Annotated in this window: 24 protein-coding genes; 8 read left to right on the top strand and 16 right to left on the bottom strand. The window is 48.0% G+C overall.

Translation table 11 applies throughout. From position 1 onward, the window contains the following. Positions 1–7 precede the first annotated feature (7 nt). The gene (fadD, locus tag HER31_RS07570) at positions 8–1,675 is read left to right on the top strand and encodes a long-chain-fatty-acid--CoA ligase FadD (RefSeq protein WP_168660003.1); all 1,668 of its coding nucleotides are present in this window, start codon (positions 8–10) and stop codon (positions 1,673–1,675) included. A 569-nt stretch (positions 1,676–2,244) separates the two neighbouring features. On the opposite strand, the gene minE is transcribed toward fadD, so the two are convergent. From minE to minC, 3 genes are read right to left on the bottom strand one after another with little or no spacing between them, the layout of a single operon-like run. Beyond that, positions 2,245–2,499, bottom strand: coding sequence for a cell division topological specificity factor MinE (minE, locus tag HER31_RS07565; RefSeq protein WP_168660002.1), 255 nt, complete (start codon positions 2,497–2,499; stop codon positions 2,245–2,247). A 3-nt stretch (positions 2,500–2,502) separates the two neighbouring features. Beyond that, a complete protein-coding gene (gene minD / locus HER31_RS07560; RefSeq protein WP_168660001.1) occupies positions 2,503–3,315 on the bottom strand; it encodes a septum site-determining protein MinD in 813 nt (270 codons plus the stop codon). 14 nt (positions 3,316–3,329) lie between these two features. Further along, the gene (gene minC / locus HER31_RS07555; RefSeq protein ID WP_168660000.1) at positions 3,330–3,992 is read right to left on the bottom strand and encodes a septum site-determining protein MinC; all 663 of its coding nucleotides are present in this window, start codon (positions 3,990–3,992) and stop codon (positions 3,330–3,332) included. 127 nt (positions 3,993–4,119) lie between these two features. On the opposite strand from minC, the gene HER31_RS07550 reads away from it, so the two are divergent. The 3 genes from HER31_RS07550 (at position 4,120) to HER31_RS07540 (ending at position 6,034) form a co-directional block, all read left to right on the top strand. Beyond that, entirely contained in the window at positions 4,120–4,410 is a 291-nt protein-coding gene (locus HER31_RS07550) for a YcgL domain-containing protein (protein WP_168663214.1), read from the top strand. A gap of 16 nt (positions 4,411–4,426) precedes the next feature. Continuing rightward, positions 4,427–5,392: a lytic murein transglycosylase gene (locus HER31_RS07545; RefSeq protein WP_168659999.1), complete on the top strand. Its 966-nt coding sequence runs from the start codon at positions 4,427–4,429 to the stop codon at positions 5,390–5,392. Positions 5,393–5,572: 180 nt separating this feature from the next. Continuing rightward, positions 5,573–6,034, top strand: a complete 462-nt coding sequence (locus HER31_RS07540) for a YcgN family cysteine cluster protein (protein WP_168659998.1) — start codon at positions 5,573–5,575, stop codon at positions 6,032–6,034. Positions 6,035–6,073: 39 nt separating this feature from the next. Here the strand turns inward: HER31_RS07540 and dsbB are convergent, their stop codons facing one another. Then, positions 6,074–6,598 carry a disulfide bond formation protein DsbB gene (gene dsbB / locus HER31_RS07535; protein WP_168659997.1) on the bottom strand — a complete coding sequence of 175 codons (525 nt, stop codon included), beginning with the start codon at positions 6,596–6,598 and terminating at the stop codon, positions 6,074–6,076. 279 nt (positions 6,599–6,877) lie between these two features. Further along, positions 6,878–8,464, bottom strand: a complete 1,587-nt coding sequence (nhaB, locus tag HER31_RS07530) for a sodium/proton antiporter NhaB (RefSeq protein ID WP_168659996.1) — start codon at positions 8,462–8,464, stop codon at positions 6,878–6,880. A 286-nt stretch (positions 8,465–8,750) separates the two neighbouring features. Between nhaB and fadR the strand changes: the two genes are divergently transcribed. Next, entirely contained in the window at positions 8,751–9,470 is a 720-nt protein-coding gene (gene fadR / locus HER31_RS07525; protein ID WP_168659995.1) for a fatty acid metabolism transcriptional regulator FadR, read from the top strand. Here fadR and HER31_RS07520 read toward each other — a convergent pair. From HER31_RS07520 to sodB, 4 genes are all read right to left on the bottom strand, one after another. Then, a complete protein-coding gene (locus HER31_RS07520) occupies positions 9,451–10,974 on the bottom strand; it encodes a SpoVR family protein (protein WP_168659994.1) in 1,524 nt (507 codons plus the stop codon). The two genes, fadR and HER31_RS07520, sit on opposite strands and share 20 nt — an antisense overlap. Before the next feature lie 16 nt (positions 10,975–10,990). Then, positions 10,991–12,262, bottom strand: coding sequence for a YeaH/YhbH family protein (locus HER31_RS07515; RefSeq protein ID WP_168659993.1), 1,272 nt, complete (start codon positions 12,260–12,262; stop codon positions 10,991–10,993). A gap of 14 nt (positions 12,263–12,276) precedes the next feature. Beyond that, on the bottom strand, positions 12,277–14,211 hold the full coding sequence (locus tag HER31_RS07510) for a PrkA family serine protein kinase (RefSeq protein WP_168659992.1): 1,935 nt from the start codon (positions 14,209–14,211) through the stop codon (positions 12,277–12,279). A 260-nt stretch (positions 14,212–14,471) separates the two neighbouring features. Next, positions 14,472–15,053, bottom strand: a complete 582-nt coding sequence (sodB, locus tag HER31_RS07505; RefSeq protein WP_168659991.1) for a superoxide dismutase [Fe] — start codon at positions 15,051–15,053, stop codon at positions 14,472–14,474. Between the two features lie 197 nt (positions 15,054–15,250). Between sodB and grxD the strand changes: the two genes are divergently transcribed. Both grxD and HER31_RS07495 read left to right on the top strand, forming a co-directional pair. After that, positions 15,251–15,586 carry a Grx4 family monothiol glutaredoxin gene (grxD, locus tag HER31_RS07500; RefSeq protein ID WP_168659990.1) on the top strand — a complete coding sequence of 112 codons (336 nt, stop codon included), beginning with the start codon at positions 15,251–15,253 and terminating at the stop codon, positions 15,584–15,586. 194 nt (positions 15,587–15,780) lie between these two features. Further along, entirely contained in the window at positions 15,781–16,908 is a 1,128-nt protein-coding gene (locus tag HER31_RS07495) for a hypothetical protein (RefSeq protein ID WP_168659989.1), read from the top strand. Here the strand turns inward: HER31_RS07495 and HER31_RS07490 are convergent. Continuing rightward, complete coding sequence (locus HER31_RS07490) at positions 16,905–17,312, bottom strand: nitrous oxide-stimulated promoter family protein (RefSeq protein WP_168659988.1); 408 nt, start codon at positions 17,310–17,312, stop codon at positions 16,905–16,907. The genes HER31_RS07495 and HER31_RS07490 overlap by 4 nt on opposite strands. 242 nt (positions 17,313–17,554) lie before the next feature. Here HER31_RS07490 and HER31_RS07485 point away from each other — a divergent pair, with 242 nt between their 5' ends. Further along, positions 17,555–17,989 (top strand): VanZ family protein, encoded by a 435-nt coding sequence (locus HER31_RS07485; protein ID WP_476702622.1) that lies wholly within the window; start codon positions 17,555–17,557, stop codon positions 17,987–17,989. 382 nt (positions 17,990–18,371) lie between these two features. Here HER31_RS07485 and asnS read toward each other — a convergent pair whose 3' ends face one another. The 6 genes from asnS to HER31_RS07455 all read right to left on the bottom strand — a co-directional run bounded on the left by asnS (position 18,372) and on the right by HER31_RS07455 (position 24,038). Continuing rightward, the gene (gene asnS, locus HER31_RS07480; RefSeq protein WP_168659987.1) at positions 18,372–19,772 is read right to left on the bottom strand and encodes an asparagine--tRNA ligase; all 1,401 of its coding nucleotides are present in this window, start codon (positions 19,770–19,772) and stop codon (positions 18,372–18,374) included. A 173-nt stretch (positions 19,773–19,945) separates the two neighbouring features. Further along, a complete protein-coding gene (locus HER31_RS07475; RefSeq protein ID WP_238786905.1) occupies positions 19,946–20,869 on the bottom strand; it encodes an FAD:protein FMN transferase in 924 nt (307 codons plus the stop codon). 108 nt (positions 20,870–20,977) lie between these two features. After that, the gene (locus tag HER31_RS07470) at positions 20,978–21,769 is read right to left on the bottom strand and encodes a Rossmann-like domain-containing protein (protein ID WP_168659986.1); all 792 of its coding nucleotides are present in this window, start codon (positions 21,767–21,769) and stop codon (positions 20,978–20,980) included. A gap of 128 nt (positions 21,770–21,897) precedes the next feature. After that, positions 21,898–23,193: a DUF3570 domain-containing protein gene (locus HER31_RS07465; protein ID WP_168659985.1), complete on the bottom strand. Its 1,296-nt coding sequence runs from the start codon at positions 23,191–23,193 to the stop codon at positions 21,898–21,900. Beyond that, on the bottom strand, positions 23,184–23,402 hold the full coding sequence (locus HER31_RS07460; protein WP_168659984.1) for a DUF4266 domain-containing protein: 219 nt from the start codon (positions 23,400–23,402) through the stop codon (positions 23,184–23,186). The genes HER31_RS07465 and HER31_RS07460 overlap by 10 nt, the downstream gene beginning before the upstream one ends. A 27-nt stretch (positions 23,403–23,429) precedes the next feature. Beyond that, positions 23,430–24,038: an NUDIX hydrolase gene (locus HER31_RS07455; RefSeq protein WP_202983615.1), complete on the bottom strand. Its 609-nt coding sequence runs from the start codon at positions 24,036–24,038 to the stop codon at positions 23,430–23,432. Positions 24,039–24,041: the final 3 nt, after the last annotated feature.

The following is a 24,041-nucleotide window of genomic DNA, read 5'->3' as shown; positions in this document are numbered from 1 at the left end:
AGGCAAAATGGATTTTCCCTGGCTCAAGAGCTATCCCGAAGATGTACCCCATGAAATCGATCCGGACAAATACAACTCGCTGGTAGATCTGCTAGAGCAGTGCATTTCGGACTACAGCGACAAGCCCGCATTTTCAAATATGGGTCAGGTGCTTAGCTATCGAGAGCTAGATCAACAATCTAAGGCGTTTGCTGCCTACCTTCAACATAAGCTTGGGTTGAAAAAGGGCGATCGGGTTGCGCTAATGATGCCCAATTTATTGCAGTATCCAGTTGCACTGTTTGGTGTACTCCGTGCCGGGCTAGTGGTGGTTAACGTTAACCCACTCTATACTGCTCGCGAACTTGAGCACCAACTGAAAGACTCCGGTGCCACAACCATTGTTATTGTTGCCAACTTTGCCGATACGCTGGCAGGTGTGATTGAGCACACCCCAGTTAAGAATGTCATTCTTACCGAACTTGGCGATATGTTGGCGTGGCCAAAGCGCAGTATCGTTAATTTTGTGGTTAAACGCGTTAAAAAGATGGTTCCTACCTTTTCGTTACCGCAGAGCGTACCATTTCGCCAAGTGCTCGCTGCTGGCACTAGCATGCCATATTCACGGCCTGAGGTGACTGGCTCTGATATTGCCTTCTTACAATACACCGGTGGTACCACTGGTGTTTCTAAGGGAGCAGTTCTGATCCACCGTAACCTAGTAGCAAACCTAGAGCAGGTTTGTGCTTATATGGGCGATGATATGCTTGGCGAAGATGAGGTAGTGATTACCGCTTTACCGCTCTACCATATCTTTGCATTAACGGCTAACTGCCTGATGTTTATGAAAATTGGTGGTTGTAACCTATTGATCACCAACCCTCGTGATATGCCAGCCTTTGTTAAAACGTTGCAAAGTAACCGCTTTACCGCCATCACTGGGGTAAACACCCTGTTTAATGGGTTATTGAATACACCGGGATTTGAACTGGTTGATTTCAAAGAGCTGCGCTTGGCTCTTGGTGGTGGTATGGCTGTACAGCGTGCAGTGGCAGAGAAGTGGCAGTCGGTCACTGGCAGCCGTTTATTAGAAGGCTATGGCCTAACCGAATCCTCGCCTGGTGCGTCGTTCTCACCACACAATGCATCAGGCTACGACGGCACCATTGGTTTGCCTATCCCTTCGACACAGATGCGCTTAGTGGATGAACTCGGCGATCCAACTGCTCCGGGTGAGCGTGGTGAGATCCAGATTAAGGGGCCACAGGTGATGGCTGGTTATTGGCAACGTCCAGATGCAACCGCTGAGGTGCTCAAGGATGGTTGGCTATCGACCGGTGACATCGGAGTAATGAGCGACGACGGTTACTTCACCATTGTTGACCGCAAGAAAGATATGATCTTAGTATCCGGATTTAACGTGTTCCCTAATGAGATTGAAGACGTCGTGGTAATGCACGATAGCGTAGTCGAGGTAGCCGCAATTGGCGTGCCCGACGAGCGTGCCGGTGAGGTAGTGAAAATCGTCGTGGTGAGGAATGATGATTCCCTTTCTAAAGAGGAGCTTGTCGCTCACTGCCGCGAGCATCTAACCGCCTATAAGGTGCCACGCCATATCGAATTCAGAGATGAGTTACCGAAAACGAACGTGGGTAAAATATTGCGCCGTGCACTGCGAGAAGAGAATGCCGCATAATAGGGTTAAGTAAGGCTTTGTCACAGTTACGTGTTGAGGCTTATAACAAGCCTTCGGCTCTACCAATTGCAGTAATCTTAAGGGGTTAGGTCGCAGTCCAAAACGCTTCGCGGGACTGCTCCAAATGTGGCAAAAGATCAATGGCGGTTGTGCTTTACCGTTATATCAACACTCACCTAGCCTTCGCTTTAACAGCATTGGAAAGAACAACATTAAGTTGGTACACAGCCTTAAGTAATAACCCGCAACAACAAAGGGAGCCATAAGGCTCCCTTTTTATTGGCTGTGTCGTAGTTAAGTGTTGAAGTTTATATCAAGCCTTCGGCTCTACCGATTGCAGCACTCTTCAGGGGGGGTAGGGGAGCTCCGCCCCCTTTGGAATCCCCCTTCCTTAGGTCGCCGTCCAAAACGCTTCGCTGGACTGCTCCAATGCGGCAGAAGATCAACGGCGGTAGTGCTTTCCCCTTGTACCAAAACTAGCCTAGCCGGTGCTTTAACAGCATTGGAAAGAACAACACTTAGTTGGTACACAGCCTTTTTATTTTAATAATGCTTGTGATAACGAGCAGTTACTTAGGTAAGTTGGCGTTCAGCTCCAGCACTGACAAGTTGTTGTCGGTGTGCTCGATGTTGAAGTGCAGGTCTTCTGGATCGATATCCACGTACTTGCTTATCACTTGTAGGATGTCCTGTTTCAACGCCGGTAAGTAATCTGGGCCGTCACGCTGGCTGCGTTCATGTGCGACGATAACCTGCAACCGTTCCTTGGCTGTTTGTGCGCTCGCTTTTGGCTTAGTCCGCTTAAAGTAATCTAACAGTGCCATTGTTTATTTCCCTCCAAACAATTTTTGGAACCAACCCTTTTTCTCGATATCTAGAAAGCGCATCGGCTTTTCATTACCTAGTAACCGCTCGATAGCGTCATTGTACGCTTGCCCCGCAGGGCTATCTGGGCTCATGACCACTGGTTGGCCTTGGTTTGATGAGTTTAGCACCGAACCACACTCAGGAATTACTCCCAGTACAGGAATAGCCAAGATATCTTCTACGTCATCGAGGCTCAACATCTCATCGTTGGCAACGCGCTCTGGGGAGTACCGAGTTAGCAGCAGGTGTTCTTTTACCGGCTCAAGGTTCTGTTCAGCGCGTTTAGAACGGCTTTGTAGCATGCCGAGAATACGATCACTGTCTCGTACTGACGACACTTCGGGGTTAGTCGTAACGATGGCTTCGTCAGCAAAGTAGAGTGCCATCATCGCACCGTGTTCGATCCCTGCTGGGCTGTCACAGATGATGAAGTCGAACTGCTCTTTTAACTGCTCTAACACTGCACCAACACCGCTTTGGGTAAGGGCGTCTTTGTCACGAGTTTGGGAGGCGGGCAAAATGAATAACTTGTCGCAGCGTTTATCTTTAATCAGGGTTTGATTAATGTTGGCTTCGCCACGAATGACGTTAACAAAGTCGTAGACCACTCGACGTTCGCAGCCAAGGATCAAGTCTAAGTTACGCAAACCGATATCGAAGTCGATAACCACGGTGCGATAGCCGCGTTGGGCAAGGCCCATAGAGATAGATGCGGACGTAGTGGTTTTGCCTACACCGCCTTTTCCTGAAGTAACAACAATGATTTTGGACATATAATTTTTGTCTTCTAGTTTTTACCGAACTGCAAAGGTTGATGAATGAGTTGCTGATCCTGCAGGGTCAGCATGACTGGTTTGGCCCAGTACTCAGCAGCAATTTGGTCAGTAAGTTGGTAGGTGCCGGCGATTGATAGCAGTTCTGCCTGCTGGTTGTGGCAGAAGATCCGAGCATCAGTCATGCCATTAGCACCGGCGAAGGCGCGGCCGCGCATTGCTCCGAAAATATGGATATTACCGTCCGCAACCACCTCAGCCCCTGCACCTACTGCACCAAGAACTATGAGATCGCCGCCTTCGGCGTAAATTTGTTGACCCGAGCGAATAGGGCGCTCAATTACTCTTGCAGGTACGATTTTGTTGGTTTGGCTACGTCCATGCTTGAATAGTGGTAAACCTATGTCCGCGGCTTGTTGTTGGTGCGCATGTTGATCGGCCTGAAGTGCCATTGGTGCTAAGCCAGCGCTTCGAGCCATATCAATAACAGCGGTAACCGAAATGGATGCACACAAGCGATTAAGTTCAAGTACCACCGGCATCTGCGCAAACAGTTTGGGGGCACGTTGAATATGGGTAGATAGTTGATGTTGCAGTGAGGTCAGATCTGAACCAGCCAGAGATAATACTGACAGGGTAAATCCACCCCCTTTAAATTGGATAGCAGTGGCGTCCATGATGCCTTGAAACCTCTATATACAACGGCTTTGGCAGCCTTCGCGGGATTCTATTTATAGAATTGCATGTTATAGTGGCAGCATCCTAATTCGCAAGACTCTTGTAAAGATATTAATTCTAATAATGATGATTTGTGCAGTATATAAAAGCAGCAAAAAGGCCGAAACCTATCTTTATGTTAACAAACGAGACGATTTCTCGAGTGTTCCACAACCGCTGATGGATATTTTTGGCGTTCCTAAATTTGTTATGCTGCTGCCAATGATTAAGTTGACCAAATTGGCCAACGTTGATCTAAACAAGTTAAAGTCTGAACTCGATGAGAAAGGCTTCTTTTTGCAATTGCCACCGCCGGAAGAAGATTTGCTAAAACAGCATAGAAAAGATAACGGATTGGATGCCAACCCAATAAAATAACAACGATGAGGACGCCATGTTAACAAGGACTTTATTGGCTACTGGCCTGTTATTTAACGCCACTGTAGGTGCTCAGCAAGTTGAGTTTGCTGACTACGTAGAAACCCTGAAAGTTGAAGCATCAGAAAAAGGGGTGTCTCAGGCTACTATTGATTCAGCTTTTGCTGATATCAAGTTGTTTAAACGCGCTATCGCTGCAGATAAGAACCAGCCAGAGAAAAAGAAAACGCTTGATACCTATCTGCCGCAGGCTGTTCCGCAGTGGAAAGTGGACAAAGCAATTAAACTCTACAGGCAGCATGAAACCTTGCTTCAAGAGGTTGGCGCTAAGTACGGGGTTCAGCCTCGCTTTATCGTGGCGTTATGGGGAATTGAGACCAATTTTGGCAGTTATACCGGTAACTATTCGGTTATTGGTGCTACCGCATCGCTAGCCTACGATGGCCGCCGCGAGGAGTTCTTTAAGAAGCAGCTGTTCTCGGCACTGAAGATTATCGATGATGGCCACATTAGCGCCGATAAAATGAAAGGCTCGTGGGCCGGGGCTATGGGACAAACCCAATTTATGCCGACCTCATTTTTAAGCTTTGCTGAGGATTATGACGGTGATGGTCGCAAAGATATTTGGGGTACTTTACCGGATGTGTTTGCTTCGGCAGCAAACTATTTGGCTTCGGTTGGTTGGAACGATGATGTTACCTGGGCTCGACAAGTTAAACTGACCGCAGATATCGCTGAGGCAGATCGTGGCCTCAAGGTTAAGAAAACCTTGGCGCAATGGCAACAGTTAGGGGTTCGTCGCTGGGATGGCAAAGATTTACCTAGCCGTGATATTAACGCCTCTTTAGTCTTTCCCGATGATGCGTCAGGCCGAGTTTATCTTGCCTACTCAAATTATGATGCATTGATGCGCTGGAACCGCAGCAACTACTTTGCGGTGGCAGTTGGTTATTTATCTGACCGGATAAAATTCGAAATCTAATCGCCGTATCGCAACTAAAAGGGTGGCTTTAGTCCACCCTTTTTGTTGGAAAATTGTGCTAACGCGACGTCATCACTCACAAAATCACTACCGACTTATCAATGTGGGATTGTTAACGCTGAAGCGGCTTCCTATTTTGGCTATAATCGCCGCCCTTATGTACAACCACCAGAGATACCAATGACCGATACAAAGCCATTCTGGCGCAAACCACTGCAGGATATGTCCGAGCAGGAGTGGGAGTCACTCTGTGACGGTTGTGGTAAGTGTTGTCTTAACAAGTTGATCGATGACGATACCGAAGAGGTGTATTTCACCAACGTCGCCTGCAAATTGTTAAATCATAAGAGCTGTCAGTGTAAAAAGTATCCGCAGCGGTTTAAGTATGTGCCGGACTGCCACAAAGTTTCGATTGAGAACCTAGACGAATTGTACTGGTTTCCACCAAGCTGTGCTTATCGTCGTCTTCATGAAGGACGCGATTTGCCAAGCTGGCACCCGCTGATTACTGGCAATCAGTCAGCAATGCACGCGGCGGGAATGTCTATCCGTAACAAGGTGCTAAATGAAGATGATGTTGGCACTGAAAGTGACATCTTGATCGGTTGCATTGCTCATTGGCCAGCAGCCGATCTAGACTAATAGCAACAACAAAACGCCGACGAAATGTCGGCGTTTTTATTATCGGTTCCGAGCCAGCTGGGATATTGAAATCACAAGAGCGGCAATCAGGTAGACGCTAAATGCGATAACCATCCATTGCGCCATGGTAACTCCTAGCCATTGCCATGCTTCATCGCCGCATTGACCCCTTGGTTGAAACAACTCCGGCAGCCACTCATGTAACGGCATCCAATTTGGAAAGTTAGGTATGTAGTCGCAGGTGTTACCAAACAGAGTTGTTGGCGCTTGTCCGGATTGTTTCTCTACCAAAACAAATGACTGTTGTAATCCCCACAGCGCACTGACTATCCATATCGCGAGGCCAGTTAGTCTCAATGCACTTTGTTGTGGTGACACTACTCCCACGAGTGCGGCTAACAATATCCCTACCACTGCAACTCGGATATAGACACATAATAAGCATGGTTCGAGATGTTGGTAGTGTTGAAACCACAGGGCTGTGACAAACAGCGCAATAGCAGTAGCGGCGAGAAGTAACCAACTTATGCGTTGGTGGCTAAATCGAAACAACTTGTTGAGCATGGCAAATAAAATATGTAATCGAAACGTACATTTAGTGTAACAGCGTCAATCGGCCAACAGGCAAAAAAAGGCTGTGTAATAATTAAGTGTAGTTTCTTCTAATACGGTTAAAGCTCAGGTAAGGCGAGTTTTGATACAAGGGTAAAGCACAACCGCCGTTTATCTTTTGCCGCTTTGGACTGCGACCTAAGGCTTAAGACAAGCTTCAACAGCTAGCTACAATACAGCTAAAAAAAAGGCACCAATAGGTGCCTTTAAAGATACTTAACGTAACCGTTATTAATGGCCGCTGCTCATTCCTGGTGTTGCAGGAAGATGATCGGGTGTAATGATCAAACCAGCGTGATGCATCATGTGGGTAGCGTATTCTAGGAATCCAGATTGGATCATTACCAGACCAACCAGAGTCAGTACGATGGTGTAAGGCAGTGCCAGAATCACCATGCGGCCGTAAGACAGACGGATTAGCGGTGCCAATGCTGAAGTTAGCAAGAACAGGAACGCCGCTTGACCGTTTGGAGTAGCCACGGACGGTAGGTTAGTACCAGTATTAATCGCAACGGCTAAGGTTTCAAACTGCTCAACGGTGATCTTACCGGAAATCAACGCAGCCTTAACTTCGTTGATGTAAACAGTACCAACGAATACGTTATCCGATACCATCGACAGGACACCATTGGCGAGATAGAACATCACCGCCTGCATGTTACCTTCGAAGGTCAGTACCCAGTTAATTACTGGAGTAAACAAACCTTGATCGATGATCACACCGACAACAGCGAAGAACACTGCCAGTAACGCAGTGAATGGCAGTGCCTCTTCAAATGCCTTACCCAATGAGTGTTCATCAATGATGCCGTTGAATGCAGTACAAAGGATGATTACAGACAAGCCGATCAAACCAACGGATGCCAAGTGAAATGCCAAGCCGATAATCAACCAGATACCAACAAGTACCTGAATGATAAGCTGCATGTTCTCTCTGTTAGTGCGCTTGGCGTCTTCGTACTCAGAGTATTCAACTAAGATACGATGTACTGCGTCTGGCAGTTTAGCGCCATAACCGAAGATGCTGAACTTCTCAACGATGACACAGGTAGCTAAGCCAGCAACTAATACCGGGATAGTAACTGGTGCCATGCGCAGGAAGAATTCGCCAAAGCCCCAGTTTGCTTGTGCAGCAATGATAAGGTTTTGTGGCTCACCTACCATGGTACAAACACCACCAAGCGCGGTACCAACACCAGCGTGCATCATCAGATTACGTAAGAATGCACGGAAGTTTTCTAGGTCATCTGCACACAACTCGATAGCTTTATCGTTGCTGTGGTCGTGGCTTTGACTGAAGTCTTTGCCAGAGGCTACCTTGTGGTAAATAGAGTAGAAGCCGACTGCAACACTGATAACTACCGCAATTACGGTTAAGGCATCGAGGAACGCAGACAAGAATGCCGCTGCTGCACAGAAGGCCAGTGACAAGACTATCTTCGATTCAATCTTGGTGACTAGTTTAGTAAATACAAATAGAAGCAGTTGCTTCATAAAGTAGATACCGGCAACCATGAACACCAACAATAGGATAACCTCGAGATTATTCTGGATCTCGTGCAGCACCATGTCTGGTGAAGTCATTCCTATCGCTACGGCTTCAATGGCGAGCAATCCGCCCGGTTGCAAAGGGTAACACTTAAGCGCCATGGCTAGGGTAAAGATAAACTGAACAACCAACGCCCAACCTGCAATGAACGGGTCGATGTAGAATAGAAACGGGTTGATCAATAGAAAGCTTAAAATGGCTGCTTTATACCACTTTGGTGCATTGCCCAAAAAGTTGTGGATAAATGCCTGCGGTAAAGTTAATCCCATAACTCCCTCGGATATTATTTTTCTTACGTACAAATTAAGCCAGTAAGATTACCGTAACCACCACATAAATTTAACCGCCTCAGTCACAGTAGCGTGTGAATTGATGAGGATAACTGTTCTGTGTGGTGACAAAGTAGTCATAAATATTGATCTTTAGATTCATTTGCGTGTTGTTATCACGAAGGGGGGGTGTCGCTGGCGGGGGAAGATTACTATTTTGTTGTGCTCTGGTATGATCATCACACAACTATACAATTAACTATAACAATACACAGGCTGCTTAAAGATGATAATAAAAGCTCAAAGCCCAGCCGGTTTTGCTGAAGAGTACATTGTTAAGTCCATCTGGAATAACAAGTTTCCACCGGGAACCATTCTTCCTGCAGAGCGTGAACTGTCTGAACTTATTGGGGTAACTCGGACAACGTTGCGTGAAGTATTGCAACGATTAGCTCGCGATGGCTGGCTGACCATTCAACATGGTAAGCCGACTCGGGTAAATAATTTTTGGGAAACTTCTGGGCTCAATATCCTCGAAACCATTGCTAAATTAGATCAAGACGGTGTCCCAGATCTGATGGACCAGCTGCTGTCGGCTCGTACGAATATAAGCTCTATCTATATTCGTTCGGCAGTACGCAATAACCCTGATAAGGTCATTGAACTACTTAAAGAGATCAATGAATTGGACCCAACCGGTGAAGCCTTTGCTGATTTCGATTATCGCTTGAATCACTCATTAGCGTTTATCTCTGGTAATCCAATCTACACACTAATTCTTAATGGTTTCCGTAAGCTTTATAGCAGTGCAGGGGGCTATTATTTCAGCAGCGCCGAAGCGCGTGAGTTGGCATTGAAATACTATGCGATGCTTGCGACTGTTGCTGAACAGAAAAACCACGACGAGGTGCTGCCACTGGTGCGTCGTTACGGGATTGAGTCAGGGAAGGTATGGATGGGCATGCGCGATGACATGCCCACCGACATCATCGAGATGAGCGTTTAAGTTCATCCGGTTCAGGACAACGTGCTAAAACATCGATTTTGCCGTTGTCCTGTTCTTGCTCTAACACCACATCAAAACCCCACAACCGATGCAGGTGGAGTACTACTTCATTCATGCTTTTGGCTAATGGTATCCGATCCTGCGCTGTGTAACGTAACACCATGCTACGGTCGCCTCTTACCTTAACGTTATATACCTGAATGTTTGGCTCTAGGTTGCTTAGGTTGTATTGCTTAGCTAAGGCTGCTCGAACCTCACGATAGCCGGATTCATTGTGGATAGCGCCGACTTCGAGATAGTTGTGATGATCGTTGTCGCGGATCTGGAATAGATGAAATTCGCGGATCAGCTTTGGTGACAGATACTGAGCGATAAAGCTTTCATCTTTAAAATTTTCCATCGCGAAATGGACCGCATCCAGCCAGTTGGTGTCGACGAGGTTAGGAAACCACTCTCGGTCTTCGTCATCTGGCTGTTCACAGATCCGGCGGATATCCTGAAACATCGCAAAGCCCAGCGCATAAGGGTTAATACCATTGTAGTAGGGACTATTGTACGGGGGCTGAGTAACCACATTGGTGTGGTTATGGAGAAACTCCATCATAAATCTATCGGTGACTACACCGTCGTCATAGAGATGATTCAAAATGGTGTAGTGCCAAAAGGTTGCCCAACCTTCGTTCATCACCTGAGTTTGTTTTTGCGGATAGAAATACTGTGAAATCTTGCGCACGATGCGCACCAACTCTCGCTGCCACGGCTCTAACAGCGGCGCGTTTTTCTCGACGAAGTAAAGGATGTTTTCCTGCGGTTCACTGGGGAATCGTTGTTGCTGTTCTTGCTCTATCGGATCCTTAGATTGCGGCAGGGTGCGCCATAGATCGTTAACTTGGGTCTGCAGGTAGGCTTCGCGTTCCTGTTGACGCAATTTCTCCTCTCTAAGTGAGATCTCGCTTGGGCGTTTATATCTGTCGACGCCGAGGTTCATCAAGGCGTGGCAAGAGTCCAACACATCTTCCACCGCGTCTATGCCGTGTTGCAGTTCACATTCAGCAATGAAGTTTTTAGCAAACACAAGGTAATCGATGATGGAGTCTGCATCGGTCCAGGTGCGAAACAGGTAGTTACCCTTAAAAAAGCTGTTGTGGCCATAGCAGGCGTGCGCCATTACCAAGGCTTGCATGGTAATGGTGTTCTCCTCCATCAGATAGGAGATACAAGGGTTTGAGTTGATCACAATCTCGTAGGCCAAGCCCATTTGCCCGCGTTTATAATGTTGCTGGGTTTCGATAAACTTCTTACCGAAAGACCAGTGGGAATAACCAATTGGCATGCCTACGCTGGCGTAGGCATCCATCATCTGTTCAGCAGCGATCACTTCGATCTGATTGGGGTATGAGTCCAAACGGTAATGGGCGGCAACGGCGGCTATCTCCGTTTGGTATTGCTCCAACAAGGTGAAAGTCCAGTCAGGACCATCGGATAAAGGTTCACGTTTATGCATCGCCGACTCCTGTCATTTATGCCGCTTGTTGCTTACGAAACAGCTCTCTAAATACTGGGTAGATATCCTCAATGCTGCGGATGTGTTGCAGTGCAAAGTGGGGCGATGATTTGGCTAGTGATTCATATTCTCGCCACAGTGTTTGGTGCGCTCGGTTGGTGATTTCGATGTAGCTGTAGTAACGACACACCGGCAGAATCTTATTGGCCATCAACTCTTTACACTGGGGCGAATCGTCAGCCCAGTTATCACCATCTGATGCTTGTGCAGCGTAGATGTTCCATTCGTTGGCCGGGTAACGTTTCTGCTGAATTTCATGCATCAACTTGAGAGCACTGGATACAATGGTTCCGCCGGTTTCCTGGCTGTAGAAGAACTCGTGTTCGTCTACCTCTTTCGCTTGGGTATGGTGGCGAATAAACACCACATCCAGCGATTTGTAGGTCCGAGTCAGGAACAGATAAAGCAAAATATAGAAGCGTTTGGCCATATCTTTGGTGGCCTGATCCATTGAACCAGACACGTCCATCAAACAAAACATAACCGCCTTCGAGGTAGGTACTGGTCGCTTCACGAAAGCGTTGTAGCGTAGATCGAAGGTATCGATAAACGGCACTGCGGCGATACGCCGTTTCAGTGAGGTTATCTCTTCCTTAAGCTGTCTTATCTGTTCACTGCTTGAGCCTGGGGTGTCGATCAGTTCCCGTAATTGCAGTTCAATCTCAGCCAAACGCCGTTTCTTGCCGCCGGCCATGGCGATACGCCGTGCCAATGACTGTCGCAGTGATCGCACAATATGAATATTTGCAGGTACTCCGTCGGTGGTAACACCGGCACGGCAGGTTTTGAACTCCACCAATTTATCCAAAGTGGTTCGTTGCAGGTTTGGTAACTCGAGATCGTCAAACAGCATATCTAGATATTCGTCTTTAGAGATATCGAACTCAAAACTGTCCTGGCCTTCGCCGGAGTTAGAAGCACTGCCATCGCCGCTGCCACTGCCGCCACCTCCTGGTGGACGTTCAATCCGGTCACCGGTAGTGAACTGGTCATTACCAGGGTGTACACGTTCTCGATTGCCGCCGCTGCCGTGGTGAAAAATCGGCTCAGAAATATTCCGAGTTGGAATACTTATCTTCTCACCACTGTCGACGTCGGTGACACTGCGTTTGGTAATCGAGTCCGACACCGCCTTTTTAATCTGCTGTTTGTAGCGACGTAAAAAGCGCTGTCGGTTTACGGTGCTCTTACCTTTGGCATTTAATCGTCTATCGATAAAGTGCGCCATGAGCTACCCCTTAATCAGCTGGATTTACGTACACGCAGATACCATTCAGACAACAACCGAACTTGTTTGCGGGTGTAACCTTTTTCCATCATCCGTTCAACGAAGTCATCGTGTTTCTGCTGATCGTCAGTGGAGGTCTTGGTATTGAATGAGATAACTGGCAGCAGATCCTCGGTGTTGGAGAACATCTTCTTCTCGATAACAGCCCGCAGTTTCTCGTAGCTGGTCCACGTTGGATTTTTTCCACTGTGGTTGGCACGAGCCCGTAAGACAAAATTAACGATCTCGTTGCGGAAATCCTTAGGGTTGCTGATCCCGGCCGGTTTTTCGATCTTCTCCAACTCCGCATTAAGTGCTGCTCGGTCAAACAGTTGGCCGGTTTCTGGGTCACGATATTCTTGGTCTTGAATCCAGAAATCAGCATAAGTGACGTAACGGTCGAAGATGTTCTGGCCGTACTCAGAGTAGGACTCGAGATAGGCGGTTTGGATCTCTTTGCCGATAAACTCGACATATTTGGGAATGATGTAGCCTTTGAGGTGCTCTAAGTACTTCTCGGCCAATTCTGCTGGGAATTGCTCCCGCTCAATCTGCTTCTCAAGCACATAGAACAGGTGAACTGGGTTGGCAGCGACCTCGGTTTGATCGAAGTTAAATACGCGAGATAAGATCTTAAAGGCGAAACGGGTAGATAGCCCAGCCATGCCTTCATCAACACCAGCAAAGTCGCGGTACTCTTGATGGGATTTCGCTTTGGGGTCGGTGTCTTTGAGTGTTTCACCGTTGTAGACCCGCATCTTCGAGTAGATTGACGAGTTTTCTGGCTCGTTTAAACGGGAGAGCACACTAAACTGTGCCAGCAACTCCAACGTTCCCGGTGCGCATTGAGCATTGACCAAGGCGGAGTGAGCCAGCAGTTTTTCGTAGATCCGTTGCTCTTCAGACAAGCGTAAGCAGTAGGGCACCTTAACGATATAAACCCGGTCAAGGAATGCTTCGTTATTCTTGTTGTTGCGGAAGGTTTGCCACTCTGACTCATTTGAGTGTGCCAAAATCATGCCGGAGAACGGTAATGCTGATAACCCTTCGGTACCGTTGTAGTTACCCTCTTGGGTTGCGGTTAATAGTGGGTGCAGCACCTTAATTGGTGCTTTAAACATCTCCACAAACTCCATTATCCCTTGGTTTGCTTTACACAATGCGCCGGAATAGGAGTAGGCGTCAGCGTCGTCTTGGGAAAAGTGTTCTAACTGGCGAATATCGACCTTACCAACCAGCGAGGATATATCTTGGTTGTTTTCATCGCCGGGCTCTGTTTTGGCAACGGCGATTTGGTCTAACACCGATGGGAATACCTTGGCGACTCGGAAACGGGTAATGTCACCGCCAAACTCATGTAGACGCTTTGCTGCCCAAGGAGACATAACCGAACGGATATAACGTTTAGGAATGCCAAATTCGTTTTCAAGAATGTCTCCGTCCTCTTCAACGTCAAACAAACATAATGGTGAGTCGTTGACCGGGCTACGCACGCCATCGGCGGTTAACACGTAGATAGGCACCTTGGTAATCAGCTTCTTAAGTTTCTCAGCTAACGAGGATTTACCACCACCAACTGGACCGAGTAGATAAAGTATCTGTTTTGACTCTTCCAGACCTTGGGCAGCATGCTTAAGGTAAGCGACAATCTGTTCAATCGCTTCTTCCATCCCGTAGAACTCGGCGAATGCCGGATAACGGCTGATAATGCGGTTACTAAAGATTCGTGACAGTCTCGGATCTGTCGCGGTATCGACCTGTTCAGGATCACCGAAAGCGCTTAATAGGCGTTCAGCACTGGTTGCGTATGCACTTCTGTCGTCTTTACAGAAAGCGAGAAAATCTTGAAGACTGTAGTCTTCATCTCTGGTGTGTTCGTAACGGCGTTGATAATGATCGAAGATACTCATGTGCCACCCCCAAGGTTGTTACTGAGAGCCGCTTACTGGACCAATTGCAAACGGCTTTAACTGTAAGCGTAGACCCAAAAGCGCTTTTATATTGGCGCGTTAGCAAATTTGGCTGAGGAATTTAAAGCGGTTTTGGTCTATCTAAGATGCTATCTATATAGACCTCGTTTTACGGCAAAAAGTTACACGGGGTTCATTATTTCAGCAGAATAAGATCAAAAAAGGAGCCATTAGGCTCCTTTGTAGTGTTTGTAGTGGCCTTAGCTCTGGAAGTTATCGTTAACGAAATCCCAGTTAACCAGATTCCAAAACGCTGCCATGTAGTTAGGGCGAGCGTTACGGTAATCAATGTAGTAAGCGTGTTCCCACAAATCAACGGTAAGTAGGGCCGTATCGTCACCGGATACCGGAGTTGCCGCGTTGCTTGTATTCACAATCGCTAATGAACCGTCCGCTTTCTTCACTAGCCAAGTCCAGCTAGAACCGAAGTTGTTAACAGCGGAATCAGTAAATTTGGCTTTGAACTCTTCAAAAGAACCAAAGGTAGCGTTGATGGCTTCGGCAATTGCGCCGGTAGCTGCACCGCCGCCGTTTGGCGCCAAACAGTGCCAGTAAAAAGTGTGGTTCCAAATCTGAGCTGCATTGTTAAATACGCCACCTTCAGAGGTCTTGATGATCTCTTCTAAGGTTTTGCTTCCCAGATCGGTGCCTTCAATCAAACCGTTAAGTTTTACCACATAGGTGTTGTGGTGCTTGCCATGGTGATAATCTAAAGTCTCAGCGGAAATGTGTGGTTCCAGTGCATCTTTAGCGTAAGGCAGAGCCGGTAATTGAAAAGCCATTGCTAATCTCCTGATCAGATTGTGGTTATATCCTTTAATTGGACGTAATACTACCGGACAACAGTGTGATGCGCATCAACAAATGCACCCAAAATCTCGATTAGACAAATCGCCATTATTCTCTTGAGATATCTAGGTTATGGGAGGATTTTCCCTTAGAATGGGATGTAACTTACATCTTTAGAGTGACTGAAGTAATGGAAACCGTAGAAAAAATCAAAAGCCAGATTGAGCAAAATACCATCATTTTATACATGAAGGGCTCACCTAAATTGCCAAGCTGTGGTTTTTCGTCACAGGCTTCTCAAGCTTTGATGCAGTGCGGTCAGCAGTTTGCTTATGTTGATATTCTGCAAAATCCAGATATCCGTGCCGAGTTGCCAGCATTCGCCAACTGGCCGACTTTCCCGCAACTTTGGGTTGAAGGTGAACTGATTGGCGGTTGTGACATCATTATGGAGATGTTCCAAAAGGGGGAACTGCAGCAGTTGGTTTCTGAAGCCGCTGAGCGTAACCCTAGCGCCGAAGCATAATACTGCTAGTCTGGGTTGGCTGTTGATTTTATTAACATAGTGGCACTTCACAGCTGATTTACGGTTTGTAGATAGCAGCAAAAGAGACGGAGCTTAGGCTCCGTTTTTTGTTGCTAAAAGTTGCGTCGGTGGTTGGACAAGCTTGAATTTCCGTCATAAATTTAGATATGAGCGGCAATGAAGGCATCAGGTCTATGTTCAGATACCTCGGTTTATTGGTGTTAGCTGGCTGCGCCAGCTCTGGTAATGAGGTAACTCCACTCGTTGCAGCACCAACAGATGCATCTCCTCCGGCGCAAATCAGCCGCATTACCAGTGCGCTAAATCACAGTGATCTACCTTTACTGCAAGCTGCCTTTAACCCAGACCATCCATTGGAGTCGTTTGACCCAAGCCTTAACCATGACCGAAGCTGGAATTCGTTGTCGAAAGAGTGGATAGCGGATTTGGTTCGACACGGCAACGCTGGCGAATGGCAGCTGCGTTCGGTTGTCACGGCTGAAGGTCAAAGTCGCTATGAATATCGTTTGGTTCACGGTGACTACAGCGCCGAGTTTTTCTATTTGGTTGGTGCAGAGGGTGAAAACGGCATACGTATCTACGATATTGGTAATCGTCTCTATCACTACAGCCAAGTGACATTAATGTCGGAGCTGTACTATCGAGTAGCCGTTAATCCGAGCCAGATAAACCCTGCCTTTGAACGTTTCTTCGAACACTTAGCGCGATTTAACCAAGGCCAGATTGGCTCGTCTCACATATTGGCTGCCTACATGGAAGAAACGGCGGAGTTTCAACAAGACCGGTTGATCAAAGAGCTCATTCTTCGTGCTCTAATGGCTCGAGATGATGGCTGGATGTTGGCTATGCCAACTGCAGCACGGGCGACCCTTATTGGTGATGATTATCCGTTGGTTAATGCGGTGCTTTGTCTGCAAAATCAAGGCGACGATTGTCGTGCTGAGTACCAACAGCTACCAATGGATCTTCGCGGTGACGTTAGCCTAATCTCTGAGATAGGTATTAGGCTGCTTAATAGCGATTTACCGCTAACGGCTCAACCGTACGTTGAGTTATTGACAGAGCAGAAAAGTGAGTTTTTCCCAGCCTATTGGTTGCAGTTACAGATGGCTATTCTGCTCCAAGATCATCAGGCTACTGTGGATAGCTTAGATAAGTTATTACAGCGCTTTAATGATCTACCGATTGACCAAGAGCTGTTAACCCAGCTGTATCCTGAACTGGGCCAGCAATTTTTACAGTCTGCGTCGTTTAAAAACTGGGCTGAAAGCCACGCTGCGAGGGAGAGTAATGGAGGCTAGTTACTGCTGCTGTTGTTATTAGCGGCTTTACGCAGGGCATATTGACTCTTTCCCTGAGGAGGACGCGCTGGAATCGCTCGTTTTTTATCAATTAGGTGCTGTAGCGCCTCGATAGGGTGATGCCACAACATTTTTGGGCCGGCAAAACGCATTGCGACGCGGGCCTGTTGGCGCTGTTCCGGTTTGTAGCAGTGGATAGGGCAGCGGGCGCAATCTGGTTTAGTGTCGCCGTAGGGGCAACGGTCTAATTTTTGGGCGGCGTAGTCCGCGAGTTCAAGGCACTGGTCACATAAGCCGTTCAACGGCAGTTGATGCTGATGGTGGTGACGGCAGTAGATCTGAAGCATGTGGGTGATGGTTTTATGCTCTTTGGCTAATCGACCCGTTAATAGTTCAGAGCTCATAGTTATTCCTAGTTAGAGAACACGGCCTTAAAGCTACATATTATATGCGCCTTATCTAAATCTTAGTCACTTCCATCGGTATTCTCAATGCCATAGCCGTAGTCTTAGTGGCAACTGTGATCCGCCTCAATGATCGCTTGAACTGGATTTAGCTGGTTTACAGCAACGGCGCTAATAGCCCAGTTAACTTCTCCTAGCAGCAATGGTTACTTTTTAAATAAAACTGAAGTATTTTGCTGTTAGTGCAATTGTTTAGCGAACAAGGAGTGATTATCGAAAATCAGTGTAGGTGGCTCGGTAGTGTTATCGCGTTACTATTTTTTGGTTTTATTTTGTGGGTCATTTATTTAGCTAATACCGGTCAATCCAGTGTGTTTTTTGGCTTGGTTCGACAGGTTCCCTATGGCGATAAGGTTGGCCACTTTATGCTGTTTGGCCTGTTGACGCTGCTTGCTAACTGGGGCTTGCGGTTTAGAAAGGTTAATCTGGGTTCGATACCTATGTTGTTAGGTACGTTTCTGGTAGTGCTGTTTGTGCTTGTAGAAGAGATCAGTCAGGCATGGTTGCCTTCTCGTACCCTAGATTGGCGTGATCTGTTGGCTGATGCCGCTGGTATCGGTTTGTTTCATGGCCTATCGTGGTGGCTTGCTGCGAAGAAACAGAAAAATAGCCAATAAGGTTAGCTGTTAGAGATAGGAACTAGTTTTAGTTATTAATAAGGCTGTGTACCAACTAAGTGTTGTTTTTTCAATGCCGTTAAAGCACCGCCTAGGCATGTTCTGGTACAAGGGGAAAGCATTGCCGTCGCTGAAATCTTCTGCCGCATTTAAGCAGTCCAGCGAAGCTTTTTGGACGGCGACCTAAGGCAAAGGGGATTCCAAAGCGGCGGAACTCCCCCTAATGCATACAATAATGTGCCGTCGCCACCGTGACATCGTCCCCTAAAAGCGCCGAAATCGGTAGAGCCGAAGGCTTAAGATAAACTTCAACAGTTAACTACTACACGGCGTTAAAAAAACCCGCCAATGTTGGCGGGTTTTTGGTAACAGCTAAATTGATTTAGAAGTTACAGGTGCGTGGTGCACGTGGGAACGGGATCACATCACGGATATTGGATACGCCAGTCACGTAAGAGACCAAACGCTCGAAGCCCAAACCAAAACCTGCGTGCGGTACGGTACCGTAACGACGTAGGTCGCGGTACCAGTACATTTCATCCTTAGGCAGGCCCATCTCATCCATACGTTGGTCAAGAATGTCTAAACGCTCTTCGCGCTGAGAACCGCCAATCAATTCACCGATGCCTGGTGCCAATACGTCCATTGCGGCAACAGTTTTACCGTCGTCGTTCATGCGCATGTAGAAGGCTTTGATGTCTTTAGGGTAGTTCTTAACAACCACAGGGGCGTTGAAGTGCTCTTCAGCTAGGTAGCGCTCGTGCTCAGATGACATATCGATGCCCCATTCAACTGGGAATTCGAATTCGCGACCACACTCTTCAAGGATCTTAATGGCGTCGGTGTAATCAACCTGAGCAAAATCTGCTTCTACAAACGCTTGTAGACGAGAGATAACCTCTTTGTTTACGCGCTGTTCGAAGAACTTAAGGTCGTCCATACGTTCAGCCAGAACTGCCTTAAAGCAGTATTTCAGCATGCCTTCAGCAAGAGCGGCTGCGTCATCTAGATCGGCAAATGCTACTTCTGGTTCAACCATCCAAAACTCAGCCAAGTGGCGAGAGGTGTTTGAGTTCTCAGCACGGAAGGTCGGACCGAAGGTGTAAACCTTGCTCATAGAACAAGCGTAGGTTTCAGCGTTCAACTGACCTGATACGGTGAGGAAGGTTTCCTTGCCAAAGAAATCTTGGTCGTAATCAATCTCGCCAAGATCGGTTTTTGGGATGTTGTTCATGTCTAAAGTAGACACGCGGAACATCTCACCAGCGCCTTCACAGTCGGAAGCGGTCAGCAGCGGGGTAGATACCCAGATGAAGCCTTGCTCATGATAGAAGCGGTGGATCGCTTGGGACAGGCTGTTGCGAACGCGCATTACCGCACCGGTAATGTTGGTGCGTGGGCGCAAGTGGGCAACTTCGCGTAAGTACTCGATAGAGTGACGCTTTGCAGCCATTGGGTAGGTATCTGGATCTTCAACCATGCCAACAACGGTTACACCAGTAGCCTTCAACTCAAACTGCTGGCCTTTGCCAGGTGATTCTACAACTTCACCGGTTAGCTCTACTGAACAGCCTGCGGTGAGGCGCAGGATCTCATTCTCGTAATTTGGCAGCTCGTTAGGTACCACGCCCTGAATTGGATCAAAACAGGAGCCGTCGTACACGGCCAGGAAGGAAATGCCGGCTTTTGAATCACGGCGTGTGCGGACCCAACCGCGTACCGTAACTTCTGTGCCGACCGCGTGGTCGCCTTTTAGGACTTCAGCAATGGTTGCCACTGTCATACTCGAAATGCTCTCCAACGAGTCGAAATCTATTAAATGCCGGAATCACCGGCCTGTCTCAGGGAAATCTGAGAATCGCCCATCTTACCGTCATGGCGCAGTTTCTCAATAGCGAAGAGGGACAAACTGCTCAGATCGTTGCGACGAACAGCACAAGCATAGCGTTGATGGTGTTATTTGCTTTTTTTGTCGCCAGTTACGGTTGTTGATGTTAGCCAATAAGGTACATCTTGACTGGCGATATATGCTTCGGCTTGGTTGCCATGAAGAAGCGCCAGCGTACTTAACAATCCTGCTTGTAAACAAGTAGATGCCGCCACTGTCAGTTGTGCTGGCGCACCAACGGTGGCATAGCCTGTGAGTGGATTGATGATATGGCTGTAACGGACACCGTGCTTGAGTAAAAACCGCTCAGTATCGCCGCTGGTGGCAAGCCCACCGTGGTTAATTTTAACTCGTTGTCCTGCCGTGGTTGGATCCTCTACGGTGCTGATACCGACCCGCCATGGTGAACCGTCCGCCTTCGGCTGGGATACAGCAATGTCGCCACCAAAATTAACCAATATTGATAAGGTTGGTGCCACCGCTTTAAGCGTTTGCGCCACTTTATCGACGGCATACTCCTTACCAATACCGCCAAAATCGATCTCCATACCCGCTGGCATAATGAGTTGAGTAGGGCTGAACTCGACCTTAGGCCAACCGATTAACGGCATAAGTGAGTCAATCTGCTGCGCTGTTGGGATGTTGTCGCTGCCGTCAAATTGCCACACTTGACGTAGGATCCCTGAAGTGAGGTCGAACAGGCCGCCGCTTAGTTGATAACAGGTGTCGCCAAACTGTAATAAGCGGTGGGTTTCGGCATCAATGTTCACTGCGCTACCAGCGGCGTTATTGATGGCAAAGCATAGGTTGTCATGACGATAACGACTGTATTTACTTTCAATTTGCTGAGTTATCGAAGCGGCCAAAGCAAGCAACTTAGCGGCGACAGCGCGTGGGCATGGTTCAATCAATAGTTGGCACTGGCAGGCCATAGCATCAAAGTTACCTTGCCAATGAGTAGGGTGTTGGGTTAAGGAAGCTGTGGCAGGCATAGATTATGGTGTTTAATGATTACTCTTAGCGCCAACATAGCAGTGGAATTTGTGATTAGGGTATTAAGCACCAACATCAATCGCTTGCTGATGTTGGTACTATGTAGATTAAGCGTGATAATCGCTGTTACGCAGTGAGTAACGCGTGACCGAGTCTTGCCATTTTTCACCGCTTTGCCAGCGTTGTAGGAATCGTTCACTATCAACTACGGCACGTCCGCCGATGCGAGTAATACCGTGGGCAAACAGCACCTCCGGTAACAAGCCGACGCTCGGTCCAACCAATGCGATCTCTTTCGCATTGCGGCAGTGTTGCAATAAACCCTCTAAGGTGTGATTAATCACGCTGGTACCGGTGATCAACACTTTGTCGCACTGAGTCAGTTTGGATGGGTCGGTTGTTACCTCAAAATTATCACTGCTCATAACCAGATCCTGACGCAACTCAATAACCGTTAACGGTGTCATTTGCTCCCGCAGCTGGGCGATCAGCGGTGCAAAGTAGCCCACCATACCAACACGTTCGCCAGGTTGGATATCAAGCAACTCTAAACTATCTTCGGCATTATGGTAGTTGAAACCTCGCTGTTTCAGCACGTATTGGCTGATGGCATTAAGCGCCCCGGCACCAAGCACCTGTTGCCAATCCAAGTCGCTGAGACTGAGTTGGGCAAGCTCGATTACAGGCTTGCCAATAAATGGCTGATATAGCGAGCTATCTTGTAACTCAATGAAGGCGTTACCAAGTTTTACGTAGGTCAAACCGATGGTGCCGTCGCTCAGTTCAATAGCGCCAAATTTGGCACTGGGATTGTTCTGATCGGAGCACAGGTGAATGGCACCAATGGTCGGCAGATCGGCCGGTGCGCTGGCGAGTAGTTGCTGGTAGATTGAGTTCATTTAGGGTTCCGAGTGCAACAGGATAGTTTTTCCATATTATCTTTTTGTTTCAGTCGATTGTGTTAACTGGCTGGGGTTTTACCAACGTCGGTAAGGGGTAGGTGAAGCCTTACGTTTACAGCAGCGGGTCAATGATAGTGGTAGCTAAACTGCAGCGTTACCGCATTTACCTCCGGGGTGAGGTCAACATTAGCAAGTTGGCCTGGTTGGTTCTTGTTACCGCCATCCGGCGACTGTTGGTAGTACTCAATGCGCAGTGCCATCTCGTCGCCACCGGCTAACGGAATACCGTATTTAAAGCCGATGGTGTAGGTATCCATCTGCGCCAAGCGATAATCCGCCGAGACATAGGTTGGCAAAGACTCAGCGTCAGTAAGGTATGGCCGAAAGAATTCAGCGTCAGTCTGGGTGTAAAAACGCAGGTGGGGCTCGACGTAGTGGCCGTTGCTAAACAAATAGTTAACTCGCAGATCTGCGGTATGTGAATCAACTTGCCAGTCATCGCTCATAAAGCGGTAGCTGATATCAATGATCGGTGCGCCGAGATGGACCTTAGTTTGCCAGAAAAGTGCGTGTTTATTCCGGCTATTCGGTCGTGACTCATAGCGATTTTGTCGCACTGTACCGCTGCTGTCGACAATACTTACCAGTTTGAAAGGGTCGGTTAGATAGCCGTCACTGTTGGCATAACTGTAGTTAAACTGCATCAGCATGAAGCGATTGATAACTTGGGTTAATCCTACTGTCATCTCAGTAATGATTTTATGTTCATCATCAGCGGCACGGGTTGCGTCAAAGGCCAGATCGAATGCTTGGCCACTATCGTAGTCAGCAGCGAGCACCATGGCGGCGAGTGGCACTGGCATACCGCCTTCTGGTTCCAGCCGATCGTAAAACACACTAGCGCCGAAACGCACCGTGGTGTTCTTTTTATTGAAGTGGCGAGCAATGCCGCCGTTTAGGCCAATCGACAGGTAGTCATACTCTTTGCTCAAATGAGCACCAATGTCATATTGCCACTGTGAGTTTAGGGCTTCGGCCCAGCCGGCGTTAAGCTGTAACCGGGTGTCTTTAAAGGTGTCATCAAGGGGCGTTTCACCAGCGCCGACACGATAGCTTCCGTTACCAGAAGGACGGGTAAAACTTTGTGGCTGATTTTGTTCTACTGCACCGTTGGCAGAGGCTCCGGTAAGTGAATCAATGGTAACTCCAAGGGTAAGGGTTCGTTCGTCACCGTCAGTTCGGGTAGCGATAACGGCGCCTTCTAGTGCTTCGACTCGGTCGCCATCTTCGGCGTAGCTCATGATGGCGCTGTCGACCTGCCATTGATCATCCTCAAACCAACTGGCTTGGGCAGGAATAACCGCAGTGAGGCTGGCTGTCGCGAGAGCCTGACTCACTGATTTGAAGGGTGTTAATTGCATCCGCAACCACCTCCAGCACTACCACGGCCACCACTGCTGGCTTCTTTGGAGAAATAGATGTGATCGTCAAAACTCTTATCAATTACATTGGCTTCTAACGCCATCCGCGGATCGGCGAGCCGATCCCGTTGCCACGGCTCGACGCCGATAGAGCTGCAACCGCTTAGGAAAGTAAGCATTGTGGTGATAGCAAAGGCTGTGCGGAACATGCTAGGTCCTTTATGGTGGCTTGAGTACTAGCCAAACAGATTGAGTTGAGTTGCTGCTTTGCCGTAGCCCAAGTGGCGCACTAGCTGTTCCAGCATTGCTGCCGTTGCCCCCCAGACGTGATGGGGCATGAAGTAAACCGGCTGCATACCGTGTCGACGTGGCACCCGAATATAGCTGCGTTTATCTGCGTCCAAAAAATCGGTTAGTGGTGCTCGAAATAATCTAGCCACTTCGCGATTAGACAAATTTTCAACAAAAGGTCGAGCAACAATCGCGACTTGCGGTGACACTCGAAAGCGACTGATGGTATGAAACGGTGCTAATTCGCCTACGTGCTGCAGATGCGAAGCAGGCAAACCGATCTCCTCCCACGACTCGCGGGTGGCGGTATGCCAAGCATTGCTGTCACCATCGTCAACCTTGCCGCCGGGGAATGCGATTTCACCGGCATGGGTAGGCATGTCATTGGTGCGCTCCGTCAGCAATAGCTGTAACCCTTGTGAGCTAGGCTCTAGCGCAATCAGCACAGCGGCGTGACGTAATTTAGGGTTGTTAGCCATCACCGATTGCAGTGGATCTTCCAAAGCTGGCAATGGATTAAGGTTGAACCGAGTGAGGAACTCTTCCGTGGTCAAAGT

Origin of the sequence: Ferrimonas lipolytica (genome assembly GCF_012295575.1) — a bacterium.
In the GTDB taxonomy this organism is placed as follows: Bacteria; Pseudomonadota; Gammaproteobacteria; order Enterobacterales; family Shewanellaceae; genus Ferrimonas; species Ferrimonas lipolytica.
The sequence above is the reverse complement of the archived record's forward strand: the minus strand, read 5'-3'. Positions and strand labels throughout refer to the sequence as shown.